The sequence below is a fragment of the Pseudomonas grandcourensis genome, from assembly GCF_039909015.1.
GTDB classification, from domain to species: domain Bacteria; phylum Pseudomonadota; class Gammaproteobacteria; order Pseudomonadales; family Pseudomonadaceae; genus Aquipseudomonas; species Aquipseudomonas grandcourensis.
The window spans coordinates 2,128,288-2,143,815 of sequence record NZ_CP150919.1 but is presented as its reverse complement, the minus strand read 5'-3'; the positions used below and the strand labels follow the sequence as shown (position 1 = coordinate 2,143,815).

The 15,528-nt window shown below is 59.3% G+C and carries 13 protein-coding genes; 3 read left to right on the top strand and 10 right to left on the bottom strand.

All coding sequences use genetic code 11. The annotated features are described in order from the left end of the window. The first annotated feature begins 7 nt into the window (after positions 1 to 7). Entirely contained in the window at positions 8 to 1,159 is a 1,152-nt protein-coding gene (locus AABM52_RS09615) for an MFS transporter (RefSeq protein WP_347911524.1), read from the top strand. A 139-nt stretch (positions 1,160 to 1,298) separates the two neighbouring features. Here AABM52_RS09615 and AABM52_RS09610 read toward each other — a convergent pair whose 3' ends face one another. The 7 genes from AABM52_RS09610 to AABM52_RS09580 form a co-directional block, all read right to left on the bottom strand. Further along, complete coding sequence (locus tag AABM52_RS09610) at positions 1,299 to 3,722, bottom strand: TonB-dependent siderophore receptor (RefSeq protein ID WP_347911523.1); 2,424 nt, start codon at positions 3,720 to 3,722, stop codon at positions 1,299 to 1,301. 98 nt (positions 3,723 to 3,820) lie between these two features. Then, a complete protein-coding gene (locus tag AABM52_RS09605; protein ID WP_347911522.1) occupies positions 3,821 to 4,804 on the bottom strand; it encodes a FecR family protein in 984 nt (327 codons plus the stop codon). A 40-nt stretch (positions 4,805 to 4,844) separates the two neighbouring features. Continuing rightward, complete coding sequence (locus tag AABM52_RS09600) at positions 4,845 to 5,345, bottom strand: sigma-70 family RNA polymerase sigma factor (protein WP_347911521.1); 501 nt, start codon at positions 5,343 to 5,345, stop codon at positions 4,845 to 4,847. Positions 5,346 to 5,591: 246 nt separating this feature from the next. Continuing rightward, a complete protein-coding gene (locus AABM52_RS09595; RefSeq protein WP_347911520.1) occupies positions 5,592 to 7,178 on the bottom strand; it encodes a GMC family oxidoreductase N-terminal domain-containing protein in 1,587 nt (528 codons plus the stop codon). Between the two features lie 68 nt (positions 7,179 to 7,246). Continuing rightward, positions 7,247 to 8,131, bottom strand: a complete 885-nt coding sequence (locus AABM52_RS09590) for a sugar phosphate isomerase/epimerase family protein (protein ID WP_347911519.1) — start codon at positions 8,129 to 8,131, stop codon at positions 7,247 to 7,249. A 210-nt stretch (positions 8,132 to 8,341) separates the two neighbouring features. Beyond that, positions 8,342 to 9,349, bottom strand: a complete 1,008-nt coding sequence (locus AABM52_RS09585; RefSeq protein ID WP_347911518.1) for a glycoside hydrolase family 3 N-terminal domain-containing protein — start codon at positions 9,347 to 9,349, stop codon at positions 8,342 to 8,344. 2 nt (positions 9,350 to 9,351) lie between these two features. Further along, positions 9,352 to 10,386, bottom strand: a complete 1,035-nt coding sequence (locus tag AABM52_RS09580; RefSeq protein WP_347911517.1) for a glycoside hydrolase family 3 N-terminal domain-containing protein — start codon at positions 10,384 to 10,386, stop codon at positions 9,352 to 9,354. 150 nt (positions 10,387 to 10,536) lie between these two features. On the opposite strand from AABM52_RS09580, the gene AABM52_RS09575 reads away from it, so the two are divergent. Then, positions 10,537 to 11,307, top strand: a complete 771-nt coding sequence (locus AABM52_RS09575) for a DeoR/GlpR family DNA-binding transcription regulator (RefSeq protein ID WP_347911516.1) — start codon at positions 10,537 to 10,539, stop codon at positions 11,305 to 11,307. Positions 11,308 to 11,317: 10 nt separating this feature from the next. On the opposite strand, the gene AABM52_RS09570 is transcribed toward AABM52_RS09575, so the two are convergent. Then, positions 11,318 to 12,487: a Gfo/Idh/MocA family oxidoreductase gene (locus AABM52_RS09570; protein WP_347911515.1), complete on the bottom strand. Its 1,170-nt coding sequence runs from the start codon at positions 12,485 to 12,487 to the stop codon at positions 11,318 to 11,320. A gap of 415 nt (positions 12,488 to 12,902) precedes the next feature. On the opposite strand from AABM52_RS09570, the gene AABM52_RS09565 reads away from it, so the two are divergent. Next, positions 12,903 to 13,769, top strand: coding sequence for an XRE family transcriptional regulator (locus AABM52_RS09565; protein WP_347911514.1), 867 nt, complete (start codon positions 12,903 to 12,905; stop codon positions 13,767 to 13,769). Between the two features lie 17 nt (positions 13,770 to 13,786). Here AABM52_RS09565 and AABM52_RS09560 read toward each other — a convergent pair whose 3' ends face one another. Together AABM52_RS09560 and AABM52_RS09555 are read right to left on the bottom strand one after the other, a co-directional pair. Further along, positions 13,787 to 14,020 carry a twin-arginine translocase TatA/TatE family subunit gene (locus tag AABM52_RS09560; protein WP_347911513.1) on the bottom strand — a complete coding sequence of 78 codons (234 nt, stop codon included), beginning with the start codon at positions 14,018 to 14,020 and terminating at the stop codon, positions 13,787 to 13,789. 27 nt (positions 14,021 to 14,047) lie between these two features. Beyond that, positions 14,048 to 15,253, bottom strand: coding sequence for a thiamine pyrophosphate-dependent enzyme (locus tag AABM52_RS09555; protein ID WP_347911511.1), 1,206 nt, complete (start codon positions 15,251 to 15,253; stop codon positions 14,048 to 14,050). Positions 15,254 to 15,528 lie beyond the last annotated feature (275 nt).

Sequence of the window (15,528 nt, the reverse complement as noted above, 5' to 3'; positions counted from 1 at the left end):
GATTGTTATGACCAGCCTCAACAGCCAAACCCCCTTCGTTCCCGGCCGCCTGGAACAGATGTCCACGCGCATCGCCTTTTTCATCGCCGGGGTCGGCATCGCCGCGTGGGCGCCGCTGGTGCCCTATGCCAAGGCCCGGGCCGGACTGGACGAAGGCACCTTGGGTTTGCTGCTGCTGTGCCTGGGGGTCGGTTCGATCCTGGCGATGCCGGTGGCCGGGATCCTGTCCACACGTTTCGGCTGCCGGCGGGTGACGGCCGGCGGGACGCTGCTGATCTGTGCCGCCCTGCCGCTGCTGGCGACGGTGTCGTCGATTCCGGCGCTGATCGCCGCGTTGTTCATGTTCGGCGCGGGGCTCGGCACCGTGGATTCAACGGTCAACCTGCAAGCGGTGATCGTCGAGCGCGCCAGCGGCAAAAACATGATGTCGGGGTTCCATGGCCTGTTCAGCCTGGGCGGGATTGTCGGTGCGGCGGGTGTCAGCGGGTTGCTTGGCCTGGGGATTTCCCCCCTGGGGGCCACGCTGGTGGTGATCGTATTGCTGCTGATCGCGCTGGCCAAGGCCGTGCCGCATCTGTTGCCCTACGGCAGCGAGAGTTCGGGGCCGGCGTTTGCGGTGCCCCATGGCATCGTCCTGTTCATCGGCGGCATGTGCTTCATCGTGTTCCTCGCCGAAGGTGCGGCACTGGACTGGAGCGCGGTGTTCCTGACACAGGAACGTGGCATCGACACGGCATATGCGGGGCTCGGTTATGCGGCGTTTGCCCTGACCATGACGGCCGGGCGCTTGACCGGCGACAAAATCGTGCGACGCCTGGGCGCGACGCGGGTGATTGTGTTCGGCGGGCTGACAGCCGCTTCAGGACTGTTTCTGGCGACGTTCGCACCGAGCTGGGAGGCGGCGCTGGTGGGTTATGCACTGCTGGGGGCTGGTTGCTCGAACATTGTGCCGGTGCTGTACACCGCGGTCGGCAAACAGACGGTCATGCCAGAAAGCATCGCCGTGCCGGCCATTACCACCCTGGGTTATGCGGGCATCCTGGCAGGCCCCGCCGTCATCGGCTTCGTCGCCCATGGTAGCAGCTTGAGCTTTGCCTTTGCCTTGATGGCGGTGTTGCTGGTGGCGGTGGCCGTTGGCGGGAAGGTGTTGAAGGTCTGAATTGTGGCGAGGGGGCTTGCCCCCGTTCGGCTGCGCAGCAGTCGCAAATCGGCTAACGCGTTCTATCTGTAGAACTGTAGTCACCGGATTCGGGACCGCTTCGCAGTCCAACGGGGGCAAGCCCCCTCGCCACAGGGGGTTAGAACCCGACACTGGCCTGCACAAAGAACGTGCGCGGCGCACCGACGTACATCCCCGAGTTGTTGTCGCTGGAGCGGATGAAGTACTGCTTGTCGAAGATGTTCTTCACCCCCGCCCCCAGTTTCAGGTTCGACACCTGTGGACCGAAGTCATAGCCGCCACGCACGTTCCAGGTCACGTAACCCGGAATGTCACCGAACTGGCCGTCGGCGGTGCCTTCGGTGATGTAGTTGCCGTTGAAGCTGCCATCGGCGTTCACGCCGGTGCCCGGCGAGCGCTGTTTGGACTGGGCGAACGCATCGAGGTTGTAGGTCCAGCGGTTGATGTCGTAGCGCAGGCCGGCGGTGGCCACCTGACGTGAATAGAACGGCAGGTCACGGCCCTTGAAGCCCGGGATCTCGCCTTCGTAGGTGGCACGGGTGTAGGTGAAACCGGCGTTGGCGGTCAGGCCGTCAAGGCGTGGGTCCAGCGCGGCCAGATCGTAGTGCACCGAGGTTTCGATACCCTGGTGCTTGGTCGCGCCGAGGTTGGTCCAGCCCACGTCATTGCTGATGTATTGCAGTTCGTCGTCAAAGTCGATGTAGAACAGTGTCACTTCCCCGCCCCACACGTCATCGTTGTAGCGCGTACCGACTTCGTAGGTCTTGGCCTTTTCCGGCTCCAGGCCGTTGGCGGGCTCATTACCGATGCCGCCCTGCCCCAACTGGAAATACTGCAGCGCGCCGAACGAAGTTTCGTAGTTGGCGAACAGTTTCCACGCATCGGACATGTGATACATCACGCTCAGGGCCGGCAGCGGCTCGTTGCTTTCGATGCTGCGTTTTTTCTCAGGCACTCGTTTACCGGCGTTATCGAGCACCGGGCGGTCGTGCCAGTCGGTGCTGATGTGCTCGAAGCGAATACCTGGGGTGACGGTCCAGTTGCCAACGTCGATCTTGTTGTCGACATAGACCGAATTGGCCTCGGTTCCACCGGTGCGGTCCTGATAGACATGGCCGTCCGCCCCCGGACGCACGACCGGCTGGTTGTTGACCAGCGCCACTCGGCTGGCCTCTTCGTGCATGGCTTCCTTGAGGTAGCGATAGCCGACGCTGACTTCCTGGGTGGTCGGGCCCACATCAAACACATGGGACACCCGTGGTTCGATACCGAAGGTGTAGTAGCTGCGCGGATAGGAGTTGAGTGTGCTCAGGTCCCGCGAGGCAATGGTGCTGCCACGAAAACTGTCGGTGTAGTAGGTCAGCACTTCGGCCTGTGTGCGATCGTCGATCTGCCGCGCCCACTTGAACGACACATCCTTGCGGCGGCCGCTGAAGTTGTCGTAGTCGCGCACCGACTGGAACGGGTCGGCGTCGTATTGCGCCTGGTTCAGGCCGCCGGGCATGTCGGCCTTGGCGTCGTAGTAGTGGAAATTGAGGCTGAAATCGTCGACATCGGTTGGCGCCCAATGGGTCTTGAGGATCACGTCGTCGATGTCGTTGCCGTTGTTGCTTTCACGGTAACCGTTGCCGTTCACCCCGGAGTACAACAGCGCCACGCCCATGCCGTTGTCGGCGGTGCCCCCCATGAACGCGGTGTCGATGTGTTTCCAGCCACCGTGCTGAGAGGTTTCCAGGGTGGTGCCGATTTCCGCCGAGGCTTTTTCCGGGATCGCACGGGTCACGAAGTTGATCACGCCGCCGACGTTTTGTGGTCCGTAGCGCACGGAGCCGGCACCGCGTACCACGTCGATGCTGTCGAGGTTGCCGGAGGAAATCGGCGCCATGGACAGTTGCGGCTGACCGTAAGGCGCGAACGCCGCCGGGATGCCGTCGATCAGCACGGTGGAGCGTGGCGACAGGCGCGAAGTCAGGCCGCGCACGCCGACGTTGAGGGAAATGTCGCTGCCACCGGTGCCGTTGGCATCCTGCACTTGCACGCCCGGGACGCGTTTGAGTACATCGCCGACGTTCATCGCGCCCTGCTCGACCATGGCTTCGCGGCGCACCACCGTGCGTGCGCCTGGGTGGTTCTGCACCACGGCGGCATCGGCGTCGCCGAGCCAGTCGCCGACCACCTTGATGTCCGTCACGCCCAGTTCCAGTGGGCCGTTGGCCGCCGAAGCGGGCGCCGGCATCAACGTCACCGAACCTTCATCGATCTGGTATTGCAGGCCGCTGCCTTGCAGCAACTGGCGCAACGCGTCTTCCGGGGAAAGGTTGCCATCCACCGCCGGGGCCTGCTTGCCGGCAACCAGTTCAGGGCTGAAGAACACCTGAAGCGAGGTTTGCTGGCCCAACTGACTCAGGGCTTGTCCCAAAGGTTGCGCCGGGATGCGGATGCCGTCGGCGGCAAAGGCCTGGGGCAGCGCAACGTTGACCGCCAGCGCAAGGGCCAGCGGCAACCAGGGGAGTTTGTTGTTTTTAGCGGTGGAGTTTTTCACGTCGAACGTAATCCTGTGGATCGCAAGAGTGTGCGCTTGTTAATGCAAACCAGTTGCAGCTGAACAGGAAGACGATGAACTCGAAAAAAACCTGAATTTTATTTTGAAATTATTTCCTGGCTGCCATCGCCAAGGGTGCGCACGGCCACCGGCAGGATGCTCGGCAAGGCCTTGAGCAGCGCATCGGTGTTGTCGGATTTGAACACACTGGTCAGGCGCAGATCGCCCACCGCTGCACTGGCGACCTTGAGCGGCTTCTCGCGATAGCGCGAGACCTGCTCGGCGACATCGGCCAGGCTGGCGTTGTTGAACACCAGTTTGCCGCTGCGCCAGGCGGTCGTTTCCGCCGGGTTGACGGCATAGGCGGCGGCAACTTTGCCCTGGGCATCGACGTGGGTGCCAAGGCCTGCCGTCAGGTTGACGAAATCGTTATCGGCGGCATCGCGCCCTTGAACCTTGACGGTGCCCTGCTCCACCACCACCCGGGTTTCGCTGGCGCCATGGCGCACGTCGAATCGGGTGCCGGTGACCGTGACCTTGCCGCTGCCTGCCTCGACCACAAAGGGTCGGCTGGTGTCGTGCTCGACGCTGAACATCGCTTCGCCTTCGCTCAGCTCAACGTGGCGCTGACCTTTTTCAAAGCGCACCTGGATCCGGCTTCGGCTGTCCAGATCCACCACCGAGCCGTCTGGCAACGCCACATGGCGGCGCTCATTCAGGGCCGTTGAAAACTCGGCGGTGTAAGGCGCCGGATGATTCAAGCCGCTGAACAGGCCCAGGCCAAGCGCTACCGCGAGCACGCTGGCGGCCACCGCATAGCGCAGCACCGGACGACGCTTTTTCAGGGCTGGCGGGGTTTCACACAGGGCCCGCAAACGCGCCGCCGGCACCAGGTCGGCGGCGCTCCACAAGCCCTGGAGCACTTCGAATTCATCTCGGTGCTGGGGGTGCTGATCCAGCCAAGCCTGAAACTGGCGCCGCATTTCGACATCCGCAACAGGCTCCTGCAAACGCACAAACCACTGCGCCGCGTCATCGCGAACCGCTGTCTGCCCGCACGCACAATCACGAGTATCCATCATGGAAGTTCCTGTTTGGCTGGGGAGGAGAAGGCGCGGCCGGTCATGACTGCACCCCGTCCAGGCGATCACGCAGGTGCCGAAGCGTGCGGATCATATACTTTTCCACCATGTTCTTGGACAGCCCCAGGCGCTCGGCGATTTCTGCCTGGGTCAGGCCCTCGATCTTCTGCCAGACAAACACCTTGCGGCAGTTGACCGGCAGCTCGGTGAGCGCCCGTTCGATGGAATCCGCCAGCTGGATCGCGTGCATGAAATGCTCCGGGTCGCCGGTCGGCGACTCACTGAGATCGATCGCCTCAGACTCCATGGCGCCCCGCCGGTCCTCACGCCGATAACCATCCACGGCAATGTTGCGCGCGGTCTGGTGCAAATACGCCCGAGGTTGCTGCACCACCGCCGAATCGGATTCAAGCACCCGCACGAAGGTATCGTGGGCCAGGTCCTCGGCCTGCTGACGATTCCTCAGGCGACGGGTCCAGGTGCCAACCAACTCTTCGTAATGCTCGAAAAAGCCGTGTCTGCGAGGCAGCTTGAGGGTCATTGCGGTGTGCTGTGGAGACGGGGCGCGAATGGTAATGCTTCGTATTAACTAGAAGCAATGGTTTGCGGCTCTACGGCAAATGGAGGTAATCGAAAAGCTGGCAAAACGGCAAATAAACCATCGGATGTTGTAAGAACTTGATCGGCAGCTACGCCTGAAGCAAAAAAAGCGCGGCAGCAACAGGTGACGCACCTGTGACTGCCACGCCTTGATCAAACGCTATTGAATGCCTGGCCGGATCTTGACCTATTGGCCACTTCTGATCATGTCAGCGGCCCTTTCGCCGATCATGATGCACACCGCGTTAGGGTTCCCTGAAATCAGGGTCGGCATAATTGATGCGTCGGCAACGCGCAACCCTTCGATGCCATGCACTTTGAGATCCGGAGCAACAACCGATTGCTCATCTACACCCATGCGGCAGGTGCCGGAAGGATGTAGTGCCGCGTGGGCTTCTTCGTGGCAGAACTTTTTCATGGCCTCTCGAGACGTGACCGCCGCGTCCGGCACATGACGCCTTGCAAGGTAGGGTTTGAAGGCGGCCTGGGACATGATCTCCTCACCCACCAGGCAACCCTCCACCAGACTTTCAATGTCATATGGATCGGAGAAGTAGTTAGGCACGATTCGCGGAGGCGACATCGGGTCTGCCGAGTAAAGTTCGACATATCCTCTGGACCTTGGACGGATCTGCCCCAGGTTCAAGGTGCATCCATTGCCCCCGGGAACCGAGTCGACGCCCTCTTCAATGCCCGCACCCACGACCATGAAATACTGGATATCGGGATTGGTGGCAGCCTTGTCTCCCCACCAGAAAGCACCACCTTCAATCAGGTTGGACGCCGCCGGGCCTTGCCTGAACAGGGCGTACTGCAAGCCCGCCATCATTTTCCAATGCAGCTTCTTGTACTTGTCGTAGCTGTGCGGCCCGGTCAGCTCATAGACCAGCGACACTTCGATATGGTCCTGAAGGTTCTGACCCACGCCGGGCAAATCCTTGACCACCTTGATGCCATGCTTTTCAAGCTGCGCGGCAGGGCCAATACCGGACAACATCAACAACCGGGGTGAGTTGATGGCGCCGGCCGATAGAACGATCTCCTTTTGCGCATGCATGACCCGTCGCACGCCGTTCTCGATGTATTCAACGCCAATGGCTTTACTTCCCTGGGTCAAAATGCGGATCACGCGACAGCCTGTCTTCACCGTCAGGTTCTTGCGTGACCTGGCGGGTGCCAGGTAGGCCACCGCCGCACTGCTGCGAAAGCCATTCTTGGCGGTGATTTGATAAAGCCCGCAGCCTTCAGGTTTGCCAGAGTTGAAATCTTCGTTATACGGCAGGCCGTACTGCTGGCAAGCGCGAAGCCACACTTTGGTCAATGGATGGATATTGATAGGGTCAGAAACACCCAAGGGGCCGCCGACGCCATGCACATCGTTACAGAAACGCTCGTTGTCTTCGGCTTTTTTGAAGTAAGGCAGTACGTCGTTGTAGGACCACCCCGTTGCGCCCTGCTCGACCCAGCTGTTGTAGTCGGCGGGCACACCGCGAATGTAAATCATCGCGTTGACTGAACTCCCACCGCCCAACACGCTGGCCTGGACCATGGTTGGCGTTTCGGTTCGGCCTTGATCTTGCGTCGGCTCCCACGCATACCGTTTCAACAGCGGACCTTGCGCTGTCTTGTAGTAGGCCCCGGGGATATGGATGTAGGGGTTGCGGTCACGAGGCCCCTCTTCAAAAAGAACAACGGACGCAGACGCATCTTCACTGAGCCTCGATGCCACCGTGCAGCCTGTCGAGCCGCCTCCGATTACGATGAAATCCACCATGACGACTTAAGACCTTTTATGAGGTACACATTGTAAGAACGGGGTTTTGAATCCCGGTGCGCGGTGCTTTATCGCCCAACAAGTTCGGTTAAAAGCGCCTTCAGATCTTTCGCGACCTCATAACTGTTCTGTTGCTGCTGTTTCTTGCAAAACAACTCGCAGCTCCACCATCCGTCATAACCGGTGGCCTTTACCGCGGCCGTCCATTCGGCAAGGTTCAATACGCCGCTGCCTGTCGGTATATCCCGGAGTATTTCTTCATTGGGAATACCACCGGCAAAAGGCAGCGAGTCACACACATGCACGCCATAGATAACGTCTTTGTTCATGCGCGCAATGTCTTCGGGCTTAACGCCGGACGTATAGCAATGCCAGTAATCGATCACCATCTTGACGTTGTCGCGTTCGGTGCGATCAATCAACTGAAGTTGGTGCTCCAGGGTATTCAACGGTGTCCATGACAATGCTTCGAGGTAAAGCAGGACGTCGTATTGCTTTGCCAGGTCTGCAAGTGTCGCCAGATTCCTGGCAGTCAATGCGTATTGCTCAGACTCGCCCAACCCCAACAAACCGCTGTAATGAGCGCTCGTGCCGTGCTTCTGGAAATCAATCACCGCCTGAACGTTGATAGGCCCGGTGAGCACTTGAACGCCCTTGGCACCGACGAGGTTGGCGAGTTGAAAAAGCCGCTGCGCCTCCTTCAGCAAATCATCGCGTTCAGCACCCTGGCGTTCGATATCCCGCAGGTAGCCGATCCCCGTGACAGGTATATCCTTGAGCAACGCTTCAAGTTCCGATTCGCTATGGCCGGCTTGCAAATAAGCTTCCAGTTTGCCGCTGTAGATCTCCAGCGCATCGAAACCGACGGACGTTGCAATGTCGATGTCCATTGCCAGCGTCGAATGTTTTGCGACTGTGGAATGCAGGGCCAGGATGTTGTTTTGAGTGTTCATATAAAGCTCCTACCGTTGATTCCCAGTGTAGAGCGATAGGGTTCCGGTAGTTATTTCGCACTCGCAGGAAATGCGGCGCAACCTGACGCAGTTGCTGCGTCAGGTTTGGGCAATTTGCAACATCGACGATGAATCCACACCAGCCTGCCGGAGCCGGCTTACCAGCGATTGTGGGTACTTCATTCAGCCTTATCGCGACCAGGCGCGCGTCTACAAGCGATTGGCCAACGCAGAGACGGCTATCGCAGCGGCATCGAGCCGCTGCTGCGGTAAAACTCCCTGAGCGACTGCTACGGTGATTGCACGAACAATCTGCGGTATCTCGGGCATTGCCTTTGCGGAAATCAGCAACAGATCCGCCCCGGCATTCAGCGCCGCCACCGCCACCTCGCCGAGCGATGAGTTTCCGATCGTCGAGCGGTGGTCCAGGTCAATGGTCATGACCAATCCCTTGAACCCCAGCTCCTGGCGCAGCAAACCGATCAGCTCAGGCGAAACGGACGCCGCAACGGGCGGTTCGCAGGCAGCAAAGATGGCCGGTCCCATCATCACCGCGTCCGCCCCGGCGTCGACCCCGGCTTGAAACGCAGACCAGTAGGCGCGCAGTTGATCCATTGACTCGCAGACGACCGCCACTTCAGTCGCCGGTTGGCGCAGCAGCACCGGATGCCCGGGAAAATGCTTCAGCGTGCTCGCCATCCCGGCACGCCGCACACCGCGTACGTAGGCGCCCACCATGGCAGCGGTGCGATCTATGTCATTGCACAGCGTTCGCCCCTGCAGCCAGACATTAGTGCCGCCCACCACATCGGCTGTCGGTGACAGGAGCAAATTCACACCGGCATTTCGCACCGCTGTTGCGACCCGAAAGCACGCCTCTTCAAGCTCGACAACGTCCATGGCTCGGGCCAGCCCGGGCGCAGGTAGCGCAGGCGTTATGCCTTGCAAGCGGTGGACGGCAGAGATGTCGGCATCGACCGCCAGCAGCATTGGCCCTGCCAGTTTTCTTGCCATACCTGTGAACTGTTGCCATTTCTCCAGGGTTTCCGATTCCAGCCGGCTCGCGCTCATTTTGCCGCTGACATACTCCTGCGCGGTTTCGCCAAACAACAGGCTGCGTCCGCCGCTGTCCAGAAACCTGCGCACGTCATCATTCATGTCCAGATCGAGCAAAACCGGAAACAGGACGCTGTATGCCTTGCTTTCAATTGAGCTCATGATTAATCCCGGCAGCCGTTGTACTGATCGTTGTTGGCCGCCGCCAGTTCGCGAACCCTGAGGGCCGCGTCCAACAGAATCCGACGATCCAGAACTCCTTCGTGAACAGCCGCCACAATGGCTTCGGCGATGGCATCAAGACCCGACTCACTGGACACGAGCAACAAGTGCGCGCCGGCCGCCAGCGAAGCAACGGCGGTGTCCGTGATGGAGCGCCCCCTGAGTATGGAGACCGCATCAAGGTCATCCGAGATGATCAAGCCCCCGAACCCGAGGGTGTCACGCAAAAGCCCAATGACTCTGGACGAGGTTGAGGCCGAGTGATCGGGGTCGATTGCGGGAAAAACCGCGGGCCCCGGCATCACCGCTTTCACGCCGGTAGCGATGACTTCTTTGAACACTTCGAGGTTGTCATCAAGCAATTTCAGAGGTCCGGGCACGATGGCTTCGGCAATTGCCGGGTCCTGCTCGGTGACGTAATGGCCGGGAAAGTGTTTAGCGGTCGCGATGATGCCTGCGCGTTGAACGCCACGAATGAAAGCACATGAAACCCGGCTGACTTCAACAGGGTCGGCCCCCAGGTGGCGGTTGTGCAGCCATGGGTTGGCCCCGGTCACGACATCGACGATCGGCGCCAGAAACAGGTTAACGCCCAGGCCGCGCGCTACCTTGGCCATTTCATAGCAACGTTGTTCGATGTCCTGCGCACTGAGGTCGTGGAGTTGCTCTCGGGATGCGACGGCCGGGACCAGATGGTGAAGGCGCTCGATACCGCCGAGTTCCTGATCGACCGCGATCAGCACCGGGGCACCGGCCAATGACGCGGCTTCACGGGCAATATCGACAAAGTCGGCCCGCGACTCGGTGCTCTTGCGCGCAGGGCTCATGTCTCGGCCCACGTACTCATCCCGGGTTTCACCCAACAAAACAGACACGCCACCCCGACTCAAACAACGACGGACATTGTCGTCCAGGCGCAAATCCCCAAACGCGGGCAGCAGGACCGAATACGCCGCTCTATGCAGTTCGCTTGTCATCGACTTTCCTCAACACCGTTATTTTGAGCAGAAAGCTCAACTTTATTGACGCATGACGGGGTGCCACGCATGATACCGATCAACTTCGAGCACAAAACACACAATCAATGCTCGCTTGTACTCACTCTATACCGAGAACGGATTAAGTCAATGCTCACTCATGAAGCTTTCCCCGGAGAAAGACAGAACCTGATCGCGCAACGGCTGGCGACCCATGGCCGCGTCCTGGCCGGGGATCTCGCTCAGGAGTTCAACGTTTCCGAGCACTCGATCCGGCGCGATCTCGCAGCGCTGGCGGAGGCGGGAATCTGCAAGCGCGTTTACGGCGGCGCCATTTCCGTGGCGCCTGTTCGCGGCGATCATGACGGGCAACATCAGCAGGCTGAGCGGAAAAACTCCCTCGGGCTGGCCGCTGCGGCACTGATCAAGACCGGCCAACACCTCTTCATCGATGGCGGTACCACCAACGCTTCCATTTCGAGCGCAATCGATCACAATCTTGCAATTTCGATCACAACCAATTCGCCAGCCATTGCGCTTGAACTGGAAAAGCTGCCTTTAGCCGATGTGATCTTGCTGGGCGGGCGCCTGCATAAGGCGACCGGCAGCACCGTCGGCCTGACGGCCATTCAGCAGTTGTCGAATTTCAATTTCGACCTGTGCTTTCTGGGGGCCTGCGCGATTGACGCCAGCAAAGGAGTGACGGCTTTCGACATGGACGATGCGGAATTCAAGCGCACCGTGGTTTCCCGAAGCGGGCAGATCGTGGTCGCCGTGACCAACGAAAAACTGTCGAGCATCGCGCATTACCAGGTCGCGTCCTGCGAGGAACTGGGTGTGCTGGTGGTGGAAAGAGACGCCCCAGCTGAACGGCTTGACCCCATACAGGCCAAGGTTTCAAACATTGTGATCGCCTCTTGACCCCCTGGATCTACAACGGCGCAAAAGGTACCCAGGCACGTCGTTGACTGGACTCGACACACGCTTGGGACAACACCACTCCCCGCACGCCCTCGTGAATATCCGGTAACGGGACGGTGGTCACCGTGCGCCAGTCCGCCCCAGCATCGAGTGCTTCGGCGAAATCGGCATAAAGCACCGCCAGTGCCTCCAGATAGCCTTCACTATTACCGGCCGGCAAACTGGTGAACGTCAGCGTTTGCGCCGCATTGTCGCTCTGGCCGCGGCGGTAGATGCGGTCGGCGCCGTCAATTGGCGTAAACAGCAGCGTTTCCGGTGACTCCTGACACCATTCGATGGAGGCCTTGCTGCCGACGATCTTGAAACGCAATCCGTTGCGATGACCAGGCGCCGCGAAACTGGCCCATAACAGACCCTCGGCGCCGCCCTCGAATTCAAGTTGCACCACACAGGTGTCGTCCAGTCCCCAGCCGGGTACGAGCGTGCTCAATTTGGCATTCAGGTTCGTGCAGCGTCGCCCCGACAGAAACTCAAGCATGTTGAAGGCGTGCGTCCCGACATCGCCCAACGCGCCCGTCGGGCCGGCCTTTTCCGGGTCCCTACGCCACGCGAGGCTCTTGCTCAAGCCCTCTACGCCTGACGCCAGCCATTCCAGCAGGTACTCGACATACATGAAGCGGACTTCACCCAGTTCCCCGGCCTGGATACGGCTACGGGCATCCCTGACCATGGGATAGCCTTGATAGGTGTAGGTCACCGCGAAAAAAGTATTGTGCCGGTCGGCAAGGCTGGCCAGTTCGTAGGCCTCTTGCGGACTATTGACCAGCGGCTTGTCGCATATGACCGGGATCCCCGCCCGCAGAAATAGCCGGCACGGTTCAAAATGCAGGTGATTGGGCGTGACGATCACAACCGCATCAATCGGATCCGGACGGCATGACTCGGCGACGGCCATCGCCTCGAACGACAGATAAATGCGCTCTTGCTCGATGCTGAAGGCCACCCCTGCCTCGCGGCATTTGTCCGGGTCCGAAGAGAAGGCGCCGGCGACAATATCGAAGCGATTGCACAGGCGCATCGCAGCCCGATGATAGCTGGCAAAATAAGCACCTTGCCCACCGCCAACCATTCCGACCTTGAAGCGCCGTTGCCCTGGAATGTCGCCTGTTAACCTTGCCATAGCTCAAATGCTCCCATGAATGACATGTGGAGTATCAAGGGCGATTCTCCATTTCTCCATTTCGCACAACATCGATACATGACGCGCACTGAAGCACCGAATTGAATTGGCCATGCACTGAGGTGCGGGGATCTCAAAATGATGTTACCCGACATAGTCAAAGTGTTACCGGCTGGCAGTGGCGAGTAACCTGAGTCGACCGAGGCTAGACTGTTACATAGCATTGACAGGCAATATGTGAACATCCGAACCCGGCATGGAACATGCTTGGAATTAAATACAATATGATCAAGTGTTTACAGTGGCATCTGGTTATTAGCGGTTATTCAAGAATAACTACCATATAACCTTCTCCACCCAATTACGCTTAACCAGACAGAGATAAAAAATGCCCCGCCCAGGAGATCACGTCACCATGCCGTTAACTGCCGCCACCTCGCATCCCGAGCGACAACAGGCTCGCGGTGACTTGCAGGCCAACGTGCAAAAGAACCTGAGCACGCTCGTTGAGTCCTGCCGATCGGTCGCAGACATGTGTCGCAAAGTCGATGTCAATCGCCAGCAGTTCAACAAGTATCTGGTCGGGCAACATGTTCCTTCCCAGAAGATTCTGCAGAAGATCGGTCGTTACTTCATGATGGAGGCCGAAGATCTTTTTCGCCCTCCCGCCGAGTTCAAGAAGTTTTATGAAGGGTATGAAAACGAATTACCGACGGACTTGCGTGCCTCGGCGCAATTCAATCACTTCCTGCCTTTGGCAAAACAGTCGGCCGATTTACTCGAAGACTATCTGGGCGTCTATTACCGCTATCACAACTCATCGATCTACAAAGGCAGAATCCTGCGCTCGGTCACGTGCCTGTATCGAGCCGATTCGATGGTCCAGTACGTCACGGTGGAGCGTTTCCCGTTGCTCGATGGCAGCGGCAAGATTGGCTACTCGTTCACCTATCACGGTTTTTGCCTGCTCCTTGGGGACCGCCTGTTCCTGGTCGACTTTGAAGGCAAGCAGCGTAACGAGATGACCTTTTCGATCCTGACCCCGCAGCATCGCCGGCCGATTCGCTTCCTCTATGGATTGGTCACCGGCGTGGCGTCCTCTTCATTCCGCCAACCCTTTTCCACGCGCATGGCATTGGGGCTGGTGGACAAAGGCAAGATCCGCAAACACCACCTGCGCAATGCAACCGCCGTGCTGCCCAGCGATCAATCCTTACCGCTGGAAGTGCGTGAATACATGACCGGCGACAACGCCACTATCGTGTGGGGCGGTCAGGACTGAGGCCGCCTGCGCGATGCTCAGACCTGGCGATGCTGGCCGTCGATGACCGGCGGTGCATCAACAGCAGCGCCAGCCTGCTGCACCGAGGATGGCGTACGTTCACTGTTCGCGCCCTCGTCACTCATGGCTTGGCGAAACCCCTTGATGGATTCGCCGACATCGGAGCCCAGGTTCTTCAGCTTCCTGGTGCCGAAGACCAGCACAACCACCACCAGAATGACGATCCAGTGTTTCCAGTCCAGAATGCCCATTGCGTGACTCCTCTGTTGACGGCTTGATTAATTTACGCGCGAGCTGCGGGCGGTGATGACCTCCACCAGTGACGGCCCTTTGCTGTTCAGCGCCTTGATAAACGCTGGATTGAGTTGCGAAGCATGTTCGACTCGCCACGCTTCAAGACCAAAATTCCTGGCAATGCTCGCGAAGTCGGGCGAATAAGGCTTACCGTCCGGCAAATTGAATTCTCCGGCCCGATGCTGCTCGTTGAGCGAGTCTTGCACATCGCTCAACGACACATACCCGCTGTTGTTGAACACCAGGAACACCACCGGAAGACTGTGCATTACGCACACCGCCATCTCCTGCATCGACTGCAAGAAGTCCCCGTCGCCCACAGCACACACCACCTGACGCGCCGGCATGGCAAGCTTCGCGCCAATCGCCGCCGGCACCGCCCAACCCACCGTGCCGACACTTGTGGCGCAGAGATGGCATCGGGATTGATCAGCGGGAAAAACCTCTCTGACGACTGTCTGAATGCTCCCCGCCCCCACCACCACAATCGCATCTCTTTCAAGGACTGACTTCAATTCGGTCAAGGGTCTTTGAACCATCAAGGGCGGGGCATCGTTGGCACTGTCCTTGATCGGGCATGAGGCTCGATCCTTCACTGTCGCAGGACGATCAGCGCCGAGCATTGAACCGGCTGCACACTCGGCCAATCGGGAATCCGTTCGTTGCAAGTCGCTGTTGGCCCGCAAGGTAGCCGGCGGCAGACTGACCTCAATAGAGGTGTTCTGAACAGCCGTCGGAATACTCAGACTGACCGGGCCGAGGCGGCTATTGAACATCGTATCGAACGACTGACGCAGAGCCTGCGGCAACTGTTCAATCGCCGAAACCCGAACATGCTCTTTCGAGACGCCGGGAGGCATTGTTTCAGGCCAGTGACCGGCACTGCCACCACTGATGACGAGCATGGCCGATGAGTCCGCCAGCGCAGTCGCCATTGCGCCTAGAGCCTTGGAAACAGCCAGCGGAACCGGCAGCAGGACAGCCATGGGACGACCGCAGGCACGGAAATAGCCGTCGGCAAGATGGACTGCGTTTTGCTCCTGTATGACTTGAATGAACGGGATGTCGGTGCCTGTCGTCAGCAACGCGTCCACCAGGGCCCACGAGCCTTCACCTGACATGCCGGCCACATAACCGACCCCGTTCGCTTTCAGCGCTTTCGCAACAATCTGGCCACCAGTGAGTTTCACAGGACACTCCAATCAAACAGACGCAGGCGTCAGGGCGAATGCACCTCGCCGCAATTCAGGACTACTTCTGGAGTATTCGCCCCGGGAAGGCGCGGCTCAATTTCGCACCCCATGCAAAAGAGACGCACGTTGACGCAGCTGATCGATACCCCGCCCCCGCTCAAGAGCAACTATCGTCAGGGAGAGACTGCTGCGCCGATTAGGTCACTTTGCTGCGTCAGAGTGCGTCGCTTTTAAAGGTGCTGCGAAATTGAGTGCTCTGCCCGCCAGGCCAA